Annotated in this window: 15 protein-coding genes; 11 read left to right on the top strand and 4 right to left on the bottom strand. The window is 54.0% G+C overall.

Annotated features, from left to right (window positions below; all coding sequences use genetic code 11):
• Positions 1-164 precede the first annotated feature (164 nt).
• From NSQ46_RS27695 to NSQ46_RS27685, 3 genes are all read left to right on the top strand, one after another.
• Positions 165-1,838: an extracellular solute-binding protein gene (locus NSQ46_RS27695; RefSeq protein ID WP_007130571.1), complete on the top strand. Its 1,674-nt coding sequence runs from the start codon at positions 165-167 to the stop codon at positions 1,836-1,838.
• A 223-nt stretch (positions 1,839-2,061) separates the two neighbouring features.
• Entirely contained in the window at positions 2,062-3,993 is a 1,932-nt protein-coding gene (locus NSQ46_RS27690) for a sensor histidine kinase (RefSeq protein ID WP_028404719.1), read from the top strand.
• Complete coding sequence (locus tag NSQ46_RS27685; RefSeq protein WP_213613206.1) at positions 3,968-5,551, top strand: response regulator; 1,584 nt, start codon at positions 3,968-3,970, stop codon at positions 5,549-5,551. The genes NSQ46_RS27690 and NSQ46_RS27685 overlap by 26 nt, the downstream gene beginning before the upstream one ends.
• A 180-nt stretch (positions 5,552-5,731) precedes the next feature.
• Here the strand turns inward: NSQ46_RS27685 and NSQ46_RS27680 are convergent, their stop codons facing one another.
• Together NSQ46_RS27680 and NSQ46_RS27675 are read right to left on the bottom strand one after the other, a co-directional pair.
• Positions 5,732-5,884: a hypothetical protein gene (locus tag NSQ46_RS27680; protein ID WP_007130568.1), complete on the bottom strand. Its 153-nt coding sequence runs from the start codon at positions 5,882-5,884 to the stop codon at positions 5,732-5,734.
• Between the two features lie 300 nt (positions 5,885-6,184).
• Positions 6,185-7,054: an AraC family transcriptional regulator gene (locus tag NSQ46_RS27675; protein ID WP_007130567.1), complete on the bottom strand. Its 870-nt coding sequence runs from the start codon at positions 7,052-7,054 to the stop codon at positions 6,185-6,187.
• Between the two features lie 157 nt (positions 7,055-7,211).
• On the opposite strand from NSQ46_RS27675, the gene NSQ46_RS27670 reads away from it, so the two are divergent.
• Positions 7,212-8,606, top strand: a complete 1,395-nt coding sequence (locus tag NSQ46_RS27670; RefSeq protein WP_007130566.1) for an MATE family efflux transporter — start codon at positions 7,212-7,214, stop codon at positions 8,604-8,606.
• A gap of 195 nt (positions 8,607-8,801) precedes the next feature.
• Here NSQ46_RS27670 and NSQ46_RS27665 read toward each other — a convergent pair whose 3' ends face one another.
• Positions 8,802-9,203: a hypothetical protein gene (locus tag NSQ46_RS27665; RefSeq protein WP_007130565.1), complete on the bottom strand. Its 402-nt coding sequence runs from the start codon at positions 9,201-9,203 to the stop codon at positions 8,802-8,804.
• 496 nt (positions 9,204-9,699) lie between these two features.
• On the opposite strand from NSQ46_RS27665, the gene NSQ46_RS27660 reads away from it, so the two are divergent.
• The 6 genes from NSQ46_RS27660 to NSQ46_RS27635 all read left to right on the top strand — a co-directional run bounded on the left by NSQ46_RS27660 (position 9,700) and on the right by NSQ46_RS27635 (position 17,240).
• Positions 9,700-10,692 carry a LacI family DNA-binding transcriptional regulator gene (locus NSQ46_RS27660; RefSeq protein ID WP_007130564.1) on the top strand — a complete coding sequence of 331 codons (993 nt, stop codon included), beginning with the start codon at positions 9,700-9,702 and terminating at the stop codon, positions 10,690-10,692.
• 149 nt (positions 10,693-10,841) lie between these two features.
• The gene (locus NSQ46_RS27655; RefSeq protein ID WP_007130563.1) at positions 10,842-12,338 is read left to right on the top strand and encodes a sucrose-6-phosphate hydrolase; all 1,497 of its coding nucleotides are present in this window, start codon (positions 10,842-10,844) and stop codon (positions 12,336-12,338) included.
• Positions 12,335-13,756 carry a sucrose-specific PTS transporter subunit IIBC gene (locus tag NSQ46_RS27650; RefSeq protein WP_007130562.1) on the top strand — a complete coding sequence of 474 codons (1,422 nt, stop codon included), beginning with the start codon at positions 12,335-12,337 and terminating at the stop codon, positions 13,754-13,756. The genes NSQ46_RS27655 and NSQ46_RS27650 overlap by 4 nt, the downstream gene beginning before the upstream one ends.
• Before the next feature lie 141 nt (positions 13,757-13,897).
• On the top strand, positions 13,898-14,440 hold the full coding sequence (locus NSQ46_RS27645) for a sigma-70 family RNA polymerase sigma factor (RefSeq protein WP_007130561.1): 543 nt from the start codon (positions 13,898-13,900) through the stop codon (positions 14,438-14,440).
• A complete protein-coding gene (locus NSQ46_RS27640; protein ID WP_007130560.1) occupies positions 14,430-15,251 on the top strand; it encodes a hypothetical protein in 822 nt (273 codons plus the stop codon). Before NSQ46_RS27645 ends, NSQ46_RS27640 begins: the two co-directional genes overlap by 11 nt.
• Positions 15,252-16,019: 768 nt before the next feature.
• Positions 16,020-17,240 (top strand): asparaginase, encoded by a 1,221-nt coding sequence (locus tag NSQ46_RS27635; protein WP_034272904.1) that lies wholly within the window; start codon positions 16,020-16,022, stop codon positions 17,238-17,240.
• Positions 17,241-17,452: 212 nt separating this feature from the next.
• On the opposite strand, the gene NSQ46_RS27630 is transcribed toward NSQ46_RS27635, so the two are convergent.
• Complete coding sequence (locus NSQ46_RS27630; protein ID WP_028404722.1) at positions 17,453-19,459, bottom strand: S9 family peptidase; 2,007 nt, start codon at positions 19,457-19,459, stop codon at positions 17,453-17,455.
• 531 nt (positions 19,460-19,990) lie between these two features.
• Between NSQ46_RS27630 and NSQ46_RS27625 the strand changes: the two genes are divergently transcribed.
• Positions 19,991-20,575, top strand: coding sequence for a nitroreductase (locus NSQ46_RS27625; protein ID WP_007130557.1), 585 nt, complete (start codon positions 19,991-19,993; stop codon positions 20,573-20,575).
• Positions 20,576-20,667 lie beyond the last annotated feature (92 nt).

The following is a 20,667-nucleotide window of genomic DNA, read 5'->3' as shown; positions in this document are numbered from 1 at the left end:
TCGGCCGCGGAGCGCCAGGGCATGTATGCAGCAAGGGCGGCGCTTCCGGACGGCCGGCGGGGCAACCGCTGGAGTGTACTGCCGAAGCAAGGGTAGTTTCTCTTGCCACTCCTGGCAAGGGTTCTATATAATCATATCTCTAAATAAGAAAAGGGGAAAAACACATGAGCAAGATGCTTAAGCCAAAGAGCCTTCTGCTGTTGATGTTCGCGCTGGTCATGGCCTTTACGACAGCATGCTCGTCCGGCGGCGATAACAAAAACGCCTCCGAGAAGGAAGGGGAGCAGTCGCCTCCTGCAGAGGAAGTGAAGCTGACCCAGGACGATCCGGGCTGGAAGGTGGACACATCGCCGATCACGTTCGACTGGTACATCAACTTCGCCTGGTTCCCGAACAAATGGGGAGAGGACATCACCTCCCAATACGTAACGGAGAAAACCGGGGTTAACATCAACTTTATCGTCCCTGCCGGCAATGAGACCGAGAAGATGAACACGATGATCGCCTCCGGCACGCTTCCGGATTTCATCACGCTGGACTGGAACAATGACGCGGTTAAGAAAATGATCGAGGGTGAGCTCGTCCTGCCGCTGAATGAGCTGGCGGAGCAATACGATCCGTATTTCTTTAAAGTAACCGATCCCGGGAAGGTATCGTGGTATACGAAGGACGACGGCAACATCTACGGCTATCCGAACGCGTCCTCTTCGCCGAAGGATTACGAGAAGTTCAGCGACAACATCACGTCCAACCAGACATTCCTCGTGCGCAAGGATATGTACGAGGCGCTCGGCAAGCCGGATATGCGCACGCCTGAAGGTTTCTTGAAAGCGCTTGAAGATGCAAAGAAGATGTTCCCGGACGTGAACGGGCAGCCGCTGATTCCGCTTGGCCTGCACGACTTCCACGAGAAGGGCAACTATTCGCTAGAGAGCTATATCCAAAACTTCCTGGCGATCCCGCTGGAGAAGGACGGCAAGCTGTATGACCGCTCCACCGATCCGGAATACGTGAAATGGCTGAAGACGCTGCGCCAGGCGAATGAGAAAGGGCTGCTGTCCAAGGATATCTTCGTGGATAAGCGTCCGCAGATGGAAGAGAAGATTGCGCAAGGCCGCTATTTCGCGATGCTGTATCAGCGCAGCGACATGGCTAACCAGCAGAACGTGCTTTACGCGAACGATCCGAACTCCGTATATATTGCGGTAGACGGACCGGCCAACTCCAATCTGGATCAGCCGACGCTGTCGGGACCATCGATCTCCGGCTGGACGTTGACGCTGATCTCCAAGGATGTTAAAGACAAAGCGCGCGCCATCCGCTTCCTGAGCTATTTGATCTCCGAAGAAGGACAGCGCGACCTGTATCTCGGCAAGCAAGGCGTTACTTGGGATACGATTGACGGCAAGGACCAGTTCCTCCCTGAGGTTGTGGAGCTGCTGAACAGCGACCGCGGCGCGTTTGACAAAAAATACGGCGCGTCCCACACCTTCTGGATGATGATGGACACGAACATGACTCCGGCATGGGCGCCTCCGGCCGTCGAGCCGTTCAAGCAGATGGAAGACTGGACGCGCGGCAAGGCCCACAGCTTCTCGCAATTTGACCAGCTTGATCCGGACGGCAGCTCCGAGGAAGGGATCATTAACGACAAGGTCCTGACGGAATGGGGCAAGACGCTGCCGAAGCTGCTGCTCTCCTCCTCGGATGCGGAGTTTGACCAAGCATGGAACGATTACTTGGCTAAACGCGAGTCGCTCGGATTTGCGAAAGTGCAGGAATACAGACAGAAAGAATACGAGGAGAACGTGAAAAAGCTTGAGGAATTCCTGAAATAATGAAAGGAACCCTCTTGAGGTGAACGGCTGCTACTATTTGCGGCGAGGTTGACGCTAACTAGTTGCTCCAATAGATGCGAAGGTACCCTATTTCATTTGATGTCGAAATAGGGTGCCTTTTGGCATGTCAAGCGATATGATAGGAGCATATCCGGCTTGTCGCAGGAAGAGCGTCAGTTTCACGATGGAAGCGCGGACGTTAACGAAACAGGAAGTGACCGTCATGAGAAAACGATGGGTGCAGCTAATTTCATCCTTTATGTACTGGGTCGGGCGCAGGTCCATGCAGAGCCGCCTGGTGGCCGCCTATATATTGATTTTGCTCATTCCGAGCATCATCGTGTCGAATTACTTTTTTCAACAGATTCGGGATACGTATATCAGCGATGCGCTGAACCAAAACACGTTCCTGCTGGAGACCGAGAAGATGAACATGCAGAGCCAGATCGAGTCGATCGAGATGGCGGCGCAGCTTGCGATCTCTGACCAGGCCATCAAGGATTACCTGGGGATCGAGGAGGAGCTCAGCTCGGCTGCGCTGATGGAGGTGGCGTGGGGGCCGTCCAAGGACATCCAGCGGATTCAGACGAATAATCCCAACATCGCACACCTCCGCTTGTTCACCGGCAATGAGCATGTCATGGAAATGTGGCCGATTATATTCAAGGAGAGCCGCATTGCCGCGGAGCCCTGGTTCGCCCCGATGAAGTCGCAAGGCGTTAGCGAGCTGTGGGTATTCAATCACCGGGATCCGGACATTCTTCAGCGCTACGCTACAGACGTGCCCGAGGAGCAGCCGAAGGTGTCCCTGATCCGGCGGGTCGGAAGCAGTGCCGAGGACGGGCTTATTCAGGTCGATATGCTGCTTAAGTATTTCGCGCCGAAGACGTTCGGAGGGATTCATGATACCGGCTCGCAGATGGTGATCGTGGATCGGGACGGCCAGTTCTTCATGGATCGCAGGCAGTCCTTCATGACAAGCCGCGAGGGGCTGAGAGACGAGGTCGAGACTCAGTTCAAGAAGCTCCTAAAGGAGGAAACCGATCCTGAATCGGACCGCATCGTCCATTCCCGGTTCAGCGTGGACGGGGCGTCGTACCTGCTCATCGCCGCGCCGGTGGAGCGTTTGCAGGCACATGTGCTGAATGTCGTTTCCCTGGAGGGCGCGTTAAACAATGTCTCCAAGGCACAGTGGCAGATCATAGCGGCGAACGTGATCCTGATCATTTTGCTGTCGGTCATCACGTACTATTTGAACTCGATTATTTTGAAAAATTTGCGGCGCCTGACCGACACGATGAAGAAGGTCCGCAAGGGCGAGGTTTCCTCCGGCATCGATATCCGGGGCGGCGGCGAGGTCGGCGAGCTAGCGCATCATTTCAATAAGCTGATCCGCACGATTAATGAGCTGATTGCTCAAGGGATCCGGAAGCAAGCCGTCACGAAGGAAGCAGAGCTCCGAACGCTGCACAGCCAGATCGACTCGCATTTCCTGTACAACACGCTCGAAAATATCAAGATGCTGGCCGAAATCGAGGGACAGCGCACGATCTCGGATGCGTTAACCTCGCTGGGCGGCATGATGCGCTACAATTTCAAGTGGTCGGGGGAATACGTCAAGCTGAGGGATGAAATCCGCCATATTCGCAATTACATTGACGTTATGAATATCCGGTACGATGAGCCGATTGAGTTTGAGCTTAATATACCTTCGGAATTCATGGAGCTGGAGGTGCTGAAGATGTCGCTGCAGCCGATCGTGGAAAATGCGGTGAAGCACGGCTGGCCGGACGGCTCGGCCGAAGCGAAGCGGATCCAGATCGATGTGGTGGCCTGGGAGGAGGACCGGATTACGATTTACGTGAAGGATAACGGGGTTGGCATCGAAGCCTACCGTCTGGGTAGGCTGCGCGAAATTTTGCGCACGGTGCATGATGAGGATCTTCCGTCCGGAGATTACGGGCGAGGCGGGCACCAGGCCGGAGGCATCGGGCTCCGGAACGTGCATCAGCGGATCAAGCTGTTCTACGGGAATGAATACGGCTTGGACGTGAATAGCGAAGCAGGCGGGTTTACGCAGGTGACGATGACGTTTCCGAAGGTGTTGTTAACGGGAGGAGGAGGCGGACATGAGAAATCTGTTGATCGTGGATGACGAGAAGAACATCCGCTTCGGATTGAAGATGATGATCGAGCGGGAGTTCCCGGAGGCGTACGATATCCGGATGGCTTCGCAAGGGGAGGAAGCGCTGCAGCTGCTTCGCGCCCAGCCGGCGGACATCGTGATAACCGACATCCGGATGCCGGTCATGGACGGCATCCGGCTAATCGAGTCGCTGGCCGAGCTGGAAGGAACGGGGGCAGCCAAGCCGGTCGTGCTGATCCTGAGCGGCTATGAGGACTTCGAATACGCAAAGGCAGCGATCCGGTATCAGGTGAAGGAATATCTCCTGAAGCCGATCCGGCGCGAGGAGCTCTTCGCCGCCCTTCGCAAGACGGAGGAAGCGCTGATTCGGCAGGCCGAAGTGGACAGCCGCATGGCCGCCACCGACGTGTATCTGCAGCAGCTGCAGTCTCACCGTCTCAAGGAGCTGCTGGAGCAGCCGGAGGATACCGACATTGATTTGGCGGCAGCAGCCGAATCGATCGGCTTCGAAGCGTACGTCAAGCCGTTTCGGGTGGCTGTCATGAAATATAAGTACGAAGACGGCAACACGATGAACAAGGATGAGCTGAAGCAGCTCGTGGAGAAAATGATGGAATCCGTCGAGGGGCGGATCAGCGCCAGCGTTTTGGACGGCCGGGGGAGGCTCGTGCTGGTCGGCAGTCCCGATGGACAGTTCGAGAAGCTGGCGCGGCAGTTTGCGGAGCGGGAGATGGACGGATTATTCGTCGGCATCAGCCGGGAAGGCTCCCGGATCGAGGATGTCCGGATCTGCTATAGTCAGGCGCTCCTGGCGCTCAGCTACACCTTCATTCAACCGAACATCAGGCTGATGAATCATGAGGACATAAACGGTGAGCTGCGCAGCTATCCGATGCCGGAGGAGGATATCCGCAAGCTCGGCAATATGCTGGGCACCGGGCGCGACCGGGAGATCAAGACGCTGCTGCTGGATATTTTTCATATCGGGGATATGCCGCATGTCGATATCGCTTATCTGGAGCGTGTCGGCAAGCAGATCAATGAGCAGGTGCTCGATGAAGTGTTCCGCGTATACGGGGAGTCGATGGTCGAGGTGCTCAAGCTCTACCGGAGGGTAGGGACGATGGATAATTACCGTCATTTTCATGCGTATTACCGCAGTCTCGAGCATCTGCTGCTGAGTGTGGACGAATATATTCAAGGCATCCGGTCCGCTCATAGCGAGCATTCCGAGATGAAGGCAGCCATCGCTTATATGGAAGAGAACTATCACCGACCGCTGAACATGGCGATGGTCAGCAATCACGTGTCGCTTAATTATTCGTATTTCAGCGAGGCATTCAAAGCCCATACGGGCGAAAACTTTGTCGCTTATTTGAAGAAGCTGCGGATCTCGCGGGCCAAGGCATTGCTTCAGGACGGGGCGATGAAGCTGGCCGATATCGGCAAGGCGGTCGGATTCGAGAACACGAAGCAATTCTCGCGCGTGTTCAAGGAGCTGGAAGGCATATCGCCGCATGAATACCGCATGAAGCTGCAGGCTGACGCGGAGCTGGGGCGGGGATAGAGAAGTGGAGTCGCTCCGTCCCTTGCCATGCTGAGGATTCAAAGCATCTCGTCACTTAACGTCAAAAAAAGACACCTTAAACGCTCTTCACGGCCACGGTACTTTCCGGGGCACAGACGTCCAGGTGTCTTTCGTATATATGGGATCATGTGGCCATAATCCTTAAATGTATGGATGTGATTATTTCGAGGTCGTTTCCAGAGAGGACAGCGTCATTTCCATCTTGCGGGTAATTTCTCTCTGCCATTTCACATCGCCAAGCTGGATGGCAAGATTCAGCAGATCCAGGTAATCGTCAATCTGCAGTGAACAACGGCGGGAAGTCGTTTTCATAAGACCATCGGCTCTCCTTTATAATTCAACTCTTCAAGCAGGAATGGCGGTCATGGAGGCGGTCTTGCCAGCAGCGGATGTTCCAGACCCGCACGGATGTCTGTCTGAGCCCTCCACGCTTATTGCCCTATAGAACTAACTGCTTGCATCCACCGCTACAGCAGCCAGGCGGCCGCTGCGTCCATTCTCAGCTCATTCTCACTTGTCCGGTAATGATAATCATTATCATGTAACTAATGTTTATTATAAAGACTTCCCGCGTAATTGCAAGTGATTTTCCTATCCGGCATCAAAAAAACATTAACTCATAAAGAAACGCTGCCTGTACTTTCGAGGCGAGATCCCTTCCTGCTTGGTGAAGCAGGAGGTGAAGTAGGCCGCATGGTTAAACCCCACCTCTTCGGCGATGCGGCTGATGCTCAGGTCCGTCTGAAGCAGCAGCAGCTTCGACTGCTCGATCCGGTAGCGCTGCAAATATTCGACGGGAGAGCAGCCGTATTCCTTCTGCATGCAGCGTGCGATATACACCGGATGGAAATTGATCCGGTCCCCTAGCTGCTGCACCTTGAATTCCTCCTTGTAGTGCTTCCGCAAATAAGCGGCGGCCCGTTCGGCGCAGGCGGAGGAAGGCGTGGAGACCGGTGCATCCAGGGCGGCGGCAAGCTGTTCGATCAGCTCCTGAAAGACGACCTGCTGCCGCCATAGGAATTTGGCCTGCTGCCCATGCTGGACCAAGGCGTTTAGCGTGGCCAGCAGCTCTGCCGCCTTCTCCGGCTGCGGGAGGCTTCCGAATTGCGGGATTTTGACGGAAAAATAGTTCGGCGTCATCGCCTTCAGCTCAACGATGTCTTCTCTTCTCGTAGCATCGCCGGATTCCTCCGCGCTCCATGGCCCCGACGACTGAAAGTGCAGCCAGTAATAATCGGTTTCCTCCGTGCAGCCTCTTGTACCGAAGTGATGGGTGTCGGGACGCAGAATAAGGAACATGCCCTGCCTGATTTCATAGGGATGGCCGTTCTCGGTCACGTCAAGCTGCCCCTTGACGACGACGAGCAGGTCGAAGATGCCGATGTTTTTACGGTTCGGATGCCCTCCATTCACGGGGGCACGGGTGAGTCCGCTATGAATATAGACCGGCAGCGGCGGAACGGTAAAATTCAGGATCGTCATAAAGAAAAGCCCTTTCGTGATGAGTGAGGTTGGATTTTTTATAATTTACGTTCGGATACTGATATTATAACCCTAGTATACCATCTATAATTTGAAAAGGTTATCGCCGTTTGAAGCGAATTGGCGTGTAACCCTTACATCATGGGTGGAGGTTGGAATGTTGGATAAAGATACGAAAAAATTTACGCTATGGGTTCTGGCATGGCCCATATTTATAGAACTGTTCCTGCAGTTTTTGCTGGGAGCGGTGGATACATTGATGGTCAGCCGCATTTCCGATGACGCGGTAGCGGTGGTCGGCTTCTCGAACCAGCTGTTCCAGGCGATGACGACGCTATTCATGACGGTGGCGAGCGGGGCGGGGATTCTGATCGCGCAGAAGATCGGCTCATACAAAACGGGTGATGCCCGGACGATCGGCATCATGGCGGTGAGCGTCACGACCCTGATCGGCCTGGTGTGCAGCGTGATTCTGTTCGCCATGCCTGAGGCGATTGCTTCCATGCTTCAGCTGCCGGACCGGCTGCTGCCGCTTGCCGGAACCTATATCTCGATTGTCGGCGGGGGCATGGTGCTGATCGCAATGATGGCAACGATGAGCACCGTCATTCGCAACACGGGCAATACCCGCGGACCGATGTACGTGGCGATCGGCATGAACGTTATTCATGTCATCATGAACTACGGCTTTATTTTCGGCGCCTTCGGCTTCCCGCAGTGGGGCTTGACCGGGGTGGCGATTTCAACTGTGGCCAGCCGGCTGCTCGCGGTGCTGATGCTGCTGTACATGTTCCTGCGCGCGTTCGAATACAAGATCAAGTGGAAGGAGTTCCGGGTGTTTGACCGTCCGCTGTTCGGCGAGATTTTGAAGATCGGCTGGCCGCTCGGCATCAATATGTCCTGCTGGGTATTCTCGCAGCTGGTCATCTACTCGTTCATCGCGCAGCTAGGGGCAGCGGAGCTGGCGGCGCGTACGTACATGAATACGCTGGAATCGTTCTGCTTCCTGCTCGGCTCCTCCATTGCGATGGCGGCCCAGATCCAGATCGCGCATTTGTACGGGGCCGGCCGGACCCGGGAGGCGTACCGGAGCGCATACCGTGCGCTCGGCATCGGCGCGATCTACGTGATCGTGAATGCGTTCGTGCTGTATGTGTTCGGCAAGCAGCTGCTCGGACTGTTTACGGATGACAAGACGATCATTGCGATCGGCGCGTCGCTGCTCGGCATGAACCTGATCCTTCAGCCAGGCAAAATGCTCAATATGGCGCTCGGCAACTCGCTAAATGCAGTGGGCGATACGCGGTTTACGATGTATATCTCCCTCGGCTCGATGTGGATCGTCGCAACGGTCCTGTCCTACGTACTGGGGATCTATATGGGATGGGGACTCATCGGCATTTACTCCTGCATGATTGCCGATGAATACTTGCGGGGCGTCTTATCCTATTTCCGCTGGCGGGGACAGAAGTGTCTGCGCAAAGCGGAATCGCAGGCACCTGCGGATTCCGTGAAAATGCCAGGGGAATCGGTGGCAGCCGCCGGAGTGTAGCGTATAAATCATTGTGCTGCAAGCGTAGAGGTAGAAAGAAGATTGCAATTGTTTTAGTTGGCGGGGGTTGGCCAAAAAAGTGTCCCAAAGTCATCGTGAAGACTTTGGGACACACTTTTTTTAGAGAGGCGATTGCATCAGGCGGGCTTTTTCTTTTATACAATTTAAATCTTCATCTCTACATAAACCATCGTTTCAACGAATTAGATAAGCTCTATCCTTTTCCAATTGGTCAGGATATAAATCCATAAAAGTGTTAAAATCCAATTCTTCATTTGGTAGTGAAGAGATAATGTCCTGTATTTCCAATTGTAAGTTGGTATATTTATTGTTATCTAAGATAATGCAGAAGGTAATATCCGTACATAAATGTAATGCTTGAAATAACTCTTTTATTTCATTAGCCTGATTTCTTTTTGGGTCAGAAGAGACAAAATCGCAGGAGCATTGGTTGGTAATATCATAATAGTACTTCTCTGGATGTTTATGTTCCACACCCTGTGTAATGTCCCTAATATAGATATTCATGTCGATGAATTTCCCGATAATAGAATCTGGGATATTACGATCTATTACAATATGCATAAAATAACACATAGCTGCCTCCTATTTAAAAGATGAGGTGGATCATGATCAGCATCTGTTTTGGCGGTATCTGGGTTAAGAACCGGATGCTATCATTACCTAGAAAGGTACAGCAGCATACGAGTTCCTCTTTTTCCATCTAACTTACATAACAGTTTGAAATTGATCAATGTTACATCCTTGGAGTAAAAATTTCCATTCTAATAGACCGTGTTTCGATCCATCCTTGGTATGAACAGTTACAAAGTTGGAGAATGGGGCAGGGAAGAGAGAGGGAAGCCGCATTGAGAGCGCGCTCAAGGAATTTGGTTTTGAAGCTCAAATAAAATTCAAGGTAACTCCCGTTACAGCTAAGTTTTTGCCGCCAAGCCCCCTTAGTTTCCCGCATCCCTGCCTGCATGTTATATTTAGGGGAAACAGAGGATGAAGGAGAGAATACTGTGTACAGACATATCGCAACCATTCTCGGGGCTGGACAGGCCGTTGACGTCATGGGTGGAGGACAAGAATGAACACTACCATTTCAGATATCGCCAAAATCGCAGGCGTGGCCAAGAGCACGGTGTCCCGTTACCTGAACGGCGGTTCCGTCAGCGAGGCTACCCGGCGGAAAATCGAGCATGTCATCAAGGAAACGGGCTACATTCCAAACTCCTTCGCCCAAAGCTTGAAGGCCAAGAAGACGAGCATGATCGGCGCGATCGTACCCCGGCTGGATTCCTTCGCCGCATCTCAGACGGTGACGGGCATGGATGAGGAGCTGAGGGAGAACGGCTACCAGCTGCTGATTATCAATACAAGCCAGAATCTATCGCGGGAGATCGAGGCCCTGTATGACCTGGCAAGGCAAAAAATATCGGGGATCGTCCTGTTCGCTACGCAGATTACGGAATCCCATTTGACGGCGATCGAGGAAATCGGGATCCCGGTCATTTTTCTCGGTCAGCAGCATGAGGATGTCCACAGCATTATTTATGACGATTACACGGCGGGGTATGAGATCGGCCGGTATATTTTAGCCAAAGGACACCGGGATATCGCTTATTTGGGGGTAACCGAGAAGGATGTGGCCGTTGGAGTGCGGCGCAAGCATGGGTTCCAGCAAGCGCTGAAGGAGCAGGCCGGCGCCTCGGCCGATTTTTATGAGAGCGGGTTTAGGATGTCGGTAGCGGTAGAAGCGGCTTCCCGTATCCTGGATAACCGGGACCGGCGTCCGACGGCCATCGTATGCGCAACGGACAATATTGCGCTTGGAGTGATGAAGGCGGCGCATATGCGGGGAATCCGGATTCCGGAGGATATTTCGGTTACCGGCTTTGGGGGCTACGATGTGACTGAAGTGATTCATCCGGGCCTCACAACGGTTAAATATGGCTACGCAGCGGGGGGACGTCTGGCCGCGCGTCAAGTCATGAAGCTTGTCCAAGAGGAATCCGTCGACACCCTGACGGTACTGGATTATGAATTTATCGAGCGCGAAAGCGTTGACAATATCGAATAGAATCGATTATACTCAAAGCATCGGAACCGGTTCCAAAGCGTTGAAACACTTTGGAACTGCGTCCTTTATTTTTACCTCGGGTTGGAACCGGTTCCACTACAATGTCGCTGTTGTGATGTTGTTAAGAACAGACCAGTAAGGAGAAGGATATGAACAGAGAACAGAAATACCGCCGCCTGGAACAGGCTTCTCCCGAAGAAATGTCCGCCTTGAGGAAGAAGGTGGAGGATAGCGGCTGGAGGCAGACGTATCACATTCAGCCGATCACCGGCCTTTTGAACGATCCGAACGGGTTTGCTTATTTTGCAGGTGAGTATCACCTGTTCTATCAGTGGTTTCCGCTCGGAACCTACCACGGGCTCAAATATTGGTACCACACGGCATCGAAGGATTTGGTCTTTTGGCGCAATGCCGGAATCGCGATCGAGCCGCGGGATCCGCATGATTGGTATGGCGCCTACTCGGGGAGCGGTATCGTGAAGGACGGCAAGCTGCACTTGATGTACACGGGAAATACCAGGGATCGTGACTGGAACAGACGCTCCTTCCAGTGCATGGCCGTCATGGATGCAGCGGGAGCTGTCACCAAGCTTCCCGAGCCTCTCATCGATCATGTGCCGGAAGGATATACCGAGCACTTTCGCGATCCGAAGGTGTGGAAGGATCCCGATCTGTACCGCTGCGTCATCGGCGCCCAGAGAGAGGATGCCACCGGGACCGCCGTCATGTATGAGTCTTCGGATTTGCTCAATTGGCGCTTCGCCGGGGAGATCAAGACCGGGCTGAAGCATTTCGGCTACATGTGGGAATGCCCCGATTATTTTGAGCTCGATGGCCAGGGGGTTCTTCTCTTCTGTCCCCAAGGGATAGAGCCGCAAGGAGATCGCTTCCGGAATGTTTACCAATCCGGTTACCTGGTCGGCAAGCCGCTGAACCGGGAGACGCTGGATTTTGAACACGGCGCCTTTCATGAGCTGGACAGAGGCTTTGATTTCTATGCGCCGCAGACGATGGAGGATGATCAGGGGCGCCGGATCTTGGTCGCCTGGATGGGGCAGGCGGAGATCGGCTACCCGACGGATTCGCACGGCTGGGCGCACTGCCTGACGCTGCCGAGGACGCTGGAGCTTCGGGACGGCAAGCTGGTGCAGCAGCCGGTGCGGGAGCTGGAGAAGCTGAGAAGAGAGCGCCGCGAGGTACAGGACACCCTAACGAATGAGAAAAAGTCATATGCAGGCGTGAGCGGAACCGCATTCGAGCTGATCTGCGAATTTGCCGATGTGAACGCCGAATCCGTAGGCATCGAATTTCGGGCCGGTGAAACGGAGCGTACCGTCATTCATTATGACTTCGAGCGGCAAATCCTGACGTTTGATCGCTCGGAGGCCGGCGAGAGGATCAACAGCAAGTACGGCTCGACCCGGTCATGCAGAGTGCAGACGAAGTCCCTCAAGCTTCATTTGTTTGTGGACACTTCCTCGGTGGAGTGTTTTATCAACGACGGGGAAGAAGTGTTTACTAGTCGTATTTTTCCACACCCCGACAGCACGGGCATTCGGTTTTTCGCCAATAACGGCAGTGCCGGCTTGAAGGTAGCCAAATGGGATTTGGCGCAAGCCGTAAATGATATGGAAGGGAATGAATGAGCATGGCAGCTAATAACCGCGAGATTGCTAAGCAGGTCGTTGAAGCCATCGGCGGCAGGGAGAACATCGCTTCCTTTGCCCATTGCGCCACCCGGCTTCGCATTATGGTTCATGATCAGCAGAAGATCGACCAGAAGAAGGTCGAGAATATCGACAAGGTGAAAGGTGCATTTTTCAACTCCGGCCAGTATCAGATCATCTTCGGCACCGGTACCGTCAACCAAATCTTTGAAGAAGTTGAGAACCTTGGGCTGGAGAGCACAAGCAAAGAAGAGCTGAAATCCGAAGCGAAAAAATCGGGCAATGCGCTTCAGCGCGCGATCCGCACATTTGGCGATGTATTCGTTCCGATCATCCCGGTATTGGTCGCTACGGGACTGTTCATGGGGCTGCGGGGCCTCTTGACCCAGGAGACGGTGCTTGCCTGGTTCGGGATGGCGCCTGACGATATTTCGGCTAATTTCCTGATGTTCACCCAGGTGCTGACCGATACGGCGTTTGCGTTTTTGCCTGCCCTTGTCGCTTGGTCGACCTTTAGAGTATTCGGCGGAAGCCCGGTGCTCGGCATCGTGCTGGGATTGATGCTCGTCAACCCGGCTCTACCTAACGCTTATAGCGTGGCTAACGGGTCCGAGGAAGCACTTATTATGTTTGGTTTTATCCCGGTGGTTGGCTATCAGGGATCGGTTCTGCCGGCATTTTTCATGGGGCTGCTCGGGGCGAAGTTCGAGCGTTATCTGCGGAAGCGCATTCCTGAAGCGATCGATTTGATCGTGACGCCATTCGTCACGCTGCTGGTGATGATCATTCTCGGCCTGTTTGCGATCGGCCCGATCTTCCACTCGCTTGAAGACGTCATCCTGAGCGCGGTCACGTATCTGCTGGATCTTCCGTTTGGCATCGCCGGACTGTTGATCGGCTTCTTCAATCAGATCATCGTCGTGACGGGGGTTCATCACATCTTTAACTTCCTGGAAATCCAGCTGCTGGAGCAGACGGGAAGCAATCCGTTCAACGCGATCGTTACCAGCGCGATGGCGGCTCAAGGCGCAGCCTGCCTTGCCGTCGGCATGAAGACGAAGAACAAGAAGCTGAAGGCACTTTCCCTGCCATCTTCGTTCTCGGCATTTCTCGGCATTTCGGAGCCGGCCATATTCGGGGTGAACCTGCGATATGTGAAGCCTTTTATCATGGGTCTGATCGGCGGGGGCATTGGAGGCTTCATGGCTTCGATCTTCCACTTGAAGGCAACCGGCATGGCGATTACAGTTATTCCGGGGACGCTCCTGTATCTGAACAGCCAGCTGCCGCTCTACATTTTGTGCAACCTGACGGCGATGGCGATTACCTTCGTGCTGACCTGGATGTTCGGCTTTAACGATAAAATGCTGGACGACTTGAAGACGGAAGCGAAATAACAAACACGAAAAGGGTACTGTGACTGCACTGCAGCATGGTATCCTTTTTTTGTCATGAGAAAAAATTATAAATCGAAAACTTTGCGCAACCATGCCGGGGTATCTTAAGTGATTGGCCAATTGGAAAGGAGGCAGGCGCGGTTGGTACACGACCTGATACAACGATTACAACAGGAATATAGTGACGAGCTGTTCGAACAGCTATACCGGCTGTATGCGGATCGGGCGATCCGAACGGCAACGGCGATCACCGGCAGCGCGGCGAGCGCCGCGGATGTCGTCCAGGAGACCTTTATCCGGGTATACCGCAATTTGGGGATGTATGATCTGAGCAGACCGTTTGACCCTTGGTTTCACCGGATTCTCTATAACGAATGCAACCGTTATTTGAAGAAGCATGCGAGGATGGTACCTTCGGAAATTTCGGAGGAGACGGACCTTCCACCTGAGACGGACACTTACGAATTTGACCGCCACGGCGATGTTTATGAGATGGTGCAGCGGCTGGATGACGAGCATCGGATCCCCATCGTGCTGAAATACTTGAATGATCTGGCGGAGAAGGATATCGCGGACATGATGGAGCTGAACGTCAATACGGTGAAATCAAGATTGTTCAAGGCGCGGAAGAAGCTGAAGGAATGGATGCTGCAGAGACAAGGAGGGAGTCAGCATGGGACGTGAGCCATGGGAGAAAGAGTTGAAGGACGGCCTGGAAAAAGGGACGGAGGACGCGATGAAGCAGCAGGATGAAATATGGGCGTCGATTAAGAAGCGGATTGACAGCGAGCGCGCATCGCAGTCTTCGGAGCCGGCCGCGGTGCCGTTCGCCCCGCGGAAGACGAAGGCGCGCCGTTCGGGAAGAAAGACGGCCAGCTGGATGGTCGGAACGGCCGCTGCGGCGGTGATTGTGCTGGCATTAAGCGTTCAGACGCCGCCGGTGCAAGCATTTATCGACCAGGTGAAAGAGTGGTTCGCTCCCCAGAAGACGGTGGAGCAGGAGCTGGAAGGGTCGCCGGAGACGAGCGTGGATTCCCTGCATGAGAGCGCCGATTATGTCATCTATATTGACGAAAGCCGGTTCAAGATGATTCAAGGCGAAGGCGTGGATCGGATCGAGCCGGTTCATAAGCCGGAGGATGACCGCTATCCGGAAGTGTACATGGAGATCTCGCAGGACCAAGAAGCACCGAAGGTGGTATCCGAACGGCTGGAAGCCGAGCTGTCGGATCAGCCGAAGGTAGAGGCGGAAGCCATTCAGGAGCCGGTTAACGGCTTCGAAGTCCGGGCGGTAGGCGGGACGGGCGGCAAGGAATGGAATGATCCGATCGTGCGCTACTATATTTTCGATAACGGACAGGGCGGAAGCTTTGTGGTGAAGCAGCAGTATTTCCTTGAAGCGGCTGAAGGCTACGGGGCGCGTTTCCACAATATGATGAAGGAGTTCCATATTACGACGAATGCCGGGGAAAAACAGGCGGGAGAAGGAGAATAAAGAGATGAGAAATTTCAGCTTGGTGCTGGATGAGAGCGCCCCCGACGCTTCGTTAAGGATGTTCCGTTCGTCGGCAAGACAATGACGACATCCGGGCGCAGCTGGGGGAGCCTAAGACGACGGGCAAAGCCGGCGGCACCGCAACATGACAGTACGACTTCGCCAAGGAGGGCTACCGGTACCCGGAGAAGGCCGTATCGGTCGATGTCCAAGGCTTGTCGAACGGCAGCATGAAGGAACAGCTCTTTGTGACATTCGGGGAGGACGGGACCGTGCAGTCTGCCTCGCTGTACTATATGGCGGATGGGGAGATTATGGAGTATCGGGTAACGGAAGACGGAGCCGTTGAGGAGCCTGCCGGGAGAGATTGAGATTGATCTGACGGGACAATGGGCGGCGGGGGTTCAGTTGAATAAGATACGGGACCAACAGAACGAGTGATGTACAATGTACAAAATTTGAAAATTCAAACAAGCATATAAAAGCGGCTCGCCTAGTGGCGGGCTTTTTTATGTTGTGAAAATAACATACGTCATTGATGTTATTTATTATCACATATAAAGTAGGATTATGTAGTTACAGATATGGTGTCCGCAAATCGAAATTTAAAGATAAAAGCCGATAAATCGGAAATAAACCATGAATTAACTAGATGTAATCGCTTAATTGAAGGAATTTATCGTTTGTGATATTAATTAACATAAAATAGAATGAACTCAATAAATACATAGTATTGAGTTAGGAAATATGACATCAGAGGAGCGTGCGATCATGAAGTCCAGAACCAATCACCCTATAGCCGTCTGGAGCACGGCAGCTTTAACCGCACTAGTCATTTCGTTAACCCCGGTCGGCAGCTATGCGGCATATGCCCAGACGGTAACGGAGGTCAAAGGGACGGTTAGTACGCCTGCATCTGCATCGACAGCTGCGGCGCCGGGACGGAATACGACGGTTCCGCCGTTGTCCGAGGCTTCTAAACAGTCGACGCGTCCGAATGTGCTCGTCATCGGAACAGGCGGCACGATTGCCGGGCAGTCGACGGATGCGACCAGCTTCCAGTCCTACAGAGCAGGAACGCTGGCGATTGAGGATATGGTCGGCGAGCTGCCGAACAAGGATAAAGTTGCCGATGTAACGGCGCTCCAGTTCGGCAACTCCGGCTCCAGCGCCTATACGATGGAAGACTTATACGACCTGTCCCTGACGGTGGACAAAGCGCTTGAGACGTATGACAGCGTGGTGGTAACCACCGGGACGGACACGATGGAGGAAATCGCGTATTTCCTTGATCTGACCGTGCAGAGCGACAAGCCGGTCGTCATTACAGGAGCGATGAGGCCGTGGACGGTGATCGGTTCCGATGCCCAGGCCAACCTGTACAATGCCATCAAGCTGGCGGGCAGCGGACGCACCGCCTCGTTCGGGACGGTGCTGATGCTGAACGACACGATACATCTGGCCCGTGGCGTCACGAAAACCAACGACTATCGTACGGACACGTTCGAGACGCCGATGCTCGGGGCCGTCGGCTACATTGATGAGGAGAATATCCGCATTTACCGCGCACCGCTTCGGGCAACGAAGGCGGACGGCGAGGGCAAGCCGGTGTTCGATCTGAGCAAAATTTCGAAAGCCGATCTCGCCAAGGTGGAGATCGCGGTCTCTTACCAGCAAGCTGGGGGCGGCGCGATTAAGGGCTTTGTCGCCGACGGCGCGAAGGGCATCGTCACGGCAGGCACCGGAGCCGGCGGCATCTCCCGTGAGATGAGCGCCGCACGAAAGGAGGCGATTGAGAAAGGCGTTGTGTTCGTAACGACCACCCGCACCGGTTCGGGAAGCGTCTACGGCGGGGGAGAAGGCATTATTTCGGGCGACAACCTAAGCCCGCAGCAAGCACGGATCCTGCTGCTGCTCTCCCTGTCCTTTACCGACGATTTCAATACGATCAAGGGCTGGTTCGAAACGTACGGTACGCCTGAAGTGTAAACGCGTTGTTGTCTGTTGGCTCGGTCATCCTACTGAACTTATGAAGTTCCTTCCACCATTTTATACACTTGCCGCCAGGGCATCCCTGGCGGACTTTTTTTGTTTGAACACAAAAAAACGCCCCTGCAATGTTCATTTGCAAGCGATGCATTCCAATGAACATTGCAAGGGGCATTGTGAAGTTAGGGGCGAAGCAGCCGATGATATCGATCTTAACGCTCGATATGCTCCTCAAACCAGCGAACGATGTGGCTCAAACGTCTTACCCGCAGATGCGGATGGCCGCTCCGGGACAGATTATGGTCAGCGCCAGGGAAGCGGATGAGCTGTGTCTTTCTGCCGAGCTTCTTCAAGGCGATAAACAGCTGCTCGCCCTGCTCGATCGGACAGCGAAGATCCTGCTCCCCATGCAGAATCAAGAGCGGGGTATTCACGTTCTTCACGTAGGCGAGCGGGGAATGCTTCCACAGCTTCTCCAGATCGTCCCACGGGTTGCCCCAGATCTGGTCATGCGTGAACGTATACCCGATATCGCTGACGCCGTAGAAGGAGATCCAGTTCGAGATTGAGCGCTGCGTGACCGCCGCCTGGAACCGGTCGGTATGGCCGACGATCCAGTTGGTCATGAAGCCTCCGTAGCTGCCGCCGGTTACGCCGAGACGGGAGCCGTCCACGTAATCATAGGTATTCAGGACATAATCCACGGCTTCCATGAGGTCCTGGTAGTCCCGGCCGCCATAGTCTCCCCGGACGGTGTTGACGTGAACCTGACCGTATCCATGACCGCCGCGGGGATTGGTGTAGAATACCGCATAACCGGCAGCAGCCAGCAGCTGGAATTCATGCATGAACGTGTGCGCGTACATCGCCTGCGGTCCCCCGTGAATCTCAAGCACCGCCGGAACCTTCGAGCCTTCCCTGAAATCAACCGGCTTCATGATCCAGCCTTGGATCGACCAACCGTCGGAGGTGCGGAACGTGAATACCTCCGGCTTGCTGAGGTCAAGCTCATCCCACAGCTCCTTGTTGCACTCCGTAAGCTGCTTCTCCCTGCCGTTGTCTGACGAGTAGAGGAACAAATCGCCCGGCTGCAGGGAATCGGCTGCGGCGAATACGATGTTCTCTTCCGGAGTCAGGGCGAATTGATAAACCTCGCGTTCCCCGGATACGACCAGCTCGTAGGAGGAGCCGTCCAGTGCAAAACGGCCGATGTACACGCCGCCGTCCTGGCTGAGCTGGAGATATACCGATTGGCCGTCTCTGCTGAACAGCGGCGGCGTGCCGGCGCCGGCACGCATATCGCTGACTGCCGCATGGCCCAGCTGGATATCCATGTCCGGGAAGAGCATACGGGATTCTCCACCCGCTAGCGGAACCAGATGAATCTTGGAGAGGGTGGCGAATCCGCAGGACAGATCACTGGCGAGCAGGAGAATGTGACGGCCGTCCGGCGTGAAAGCGATCGTTCCGATGGATAGCGACCCATCCGTAATTTGGCGGGCGTTGGAGCCGGATGCCTCGGCTACGAATACATCGTTCGTCAGTCGGAAGTCCGGATCGGGAAAAGCCTCGGAAGCGGTGCTGGCACTATAAGCGATACGTGTGCCGTCCGGCGACCAGGCAAAGGACTGCACATCGAACTCGCCATCCGTAAGCTGCTTGGTTTCTTCGGCCGCAAGATCCACGAGGTGCAGATGAGACCGGCGTCCGTTCCACAATCCCGCGCCATCGGCTTTATATCGGATACGGTTGTAGATTTTCTCTTCCGGCAGCTTATCCTTCCCGCCTTGCTCCTGCGATTCTTCTTCTCCGCTCTCTTGCGCGGCATCCGCCACTTCGCTTCGCACGAGCAGCATCTTGCTGTCCGGCGACCACTTAAAGGCGCTGACGCCATATTTCAAATCGGTAACGGGGCGAGCTTCGCCGCCGCTTGCCGGCATCGTCCATACTTGAGGCTTGTCATCCTTTTTCCGTAGGAAAGCAAGCTGTTGACCGTCCGGCGACCAAGCCGGGGCGCCATCCGTTTCGCCCGCGGTGAACGGAATGTCCCGATCCGCGCCGGCTGGAAACAGCCGGATATGGGTGCGGTAGCCATCCTTTTTCTCATTAACGGTCTTATGTACATAGGCAATAGCGCCGCTGGCAGGAGATACGACCGGGTCGTTCACCCAGCTCATCCGGTACAGATCCTCAGGGGTCATCCGTCTCTTTGCAGTCATAAATCATCCTCCAATTCTAGTATATATTAATGCTCATTATCCCAGATAATGGCATGAATTACTAGATGAAAATCGAGAGAATTAACCTGGTAATTTTCATGCAAAACCGAAGATATCAGGAATATATGACAGAAATGAAGGGGGAGCTGCCTCCTGCTAAGGTTGAATTCACTCTATTAATTATCAGACGGTCAATTTATCCTCGTTTTACCTGCGCATTCCGGCCCTGACCCGGATGCGTCTCGGGAGCGTCCCAGGCAATTCGTGAGCCTCTTCTCTTTTTGGTATAATTGAGATAGACTCTCAATTGAGGATATTGCAAAAATCCAAAGAGCGACTTTCAATTAGCAATATATAGAACGAAATGGTTTAGTTCATCTATATAATGTACCCGGAAGCGGCTGAAATCGAATTTTGCAAAATCTGAACTAGGAGTCGGCGTAAGCCGATTCTGAAGAGAAATGAATCTGCTTACTATGCGGCCGCATAGGAAGGCCTAATATCGATAATATGCTTAGGAGGATACAGGATATGAACGTAAGTGAAGCGATCCGCACGCGCCGCAGTATCGGCAAAGTAAAGCCTGACGCCGTGCCGCAGGAGCTGCTGGAACGAATTATTGAGGCGGGCACCTGGGCGCCGAACCATAAAATGACGGAGCCTTGGCGATTTTTTGTGATGCAGGGCGAGGGCCGGGATATACTCGGTAACGCTCTTGGCGACATTCAAGCTGCAGGTGCAGGCGACACCAGCGAAGAAGGGATCGCCGCCGCCCGTGAGTCGGGACGCACGAAGGCATACCGTGCCCCGGTCGTGATCGGGGTTGCTGTCGAGCCCTCAACGGATCCTAAAGTGATTGAGGTTGAGGAGTACGGCGCGGTATTCGCCGCCATTCAGAACATGCTCCTTGAGATTCATGGTCTTGGTCTGGGTGCTGTATGGAGAACGGGAGAGCCGTGCTTCCACGCCCTGATGAATGAAGCATTCGGCTTGAGCCCGAATGGGAAAATGCTCGGCTTCCTGTACATCGGATATCCGGATATGGAGCCGAAGCAAGGCAAGCGGCAGCCGGCAGCCGACAAGACCGTTTGGCTGAACAGCTCTAAGGACGTGTAGTTTCTCTACCGTCCCCGGTCAAAATCCGGTATAATTATCCCTGACTTTGTTGAAGTCCACGGTTCATCCGCCCTTTTGCGGCGATGGACGCG

The organism is Paenibacillus sp. FSL M8-0142, assembly GCF_038597315.1.
GTDB lineage: Bacteria > Bacillota > Bacilli > Paenibacillales > Paenibacillaceae > Paenibacillus_AQ > Paenibacillus_AQ lactis.
This window is presented reverse-complemented; position numbering and strand designations above follow the sequence as displayed.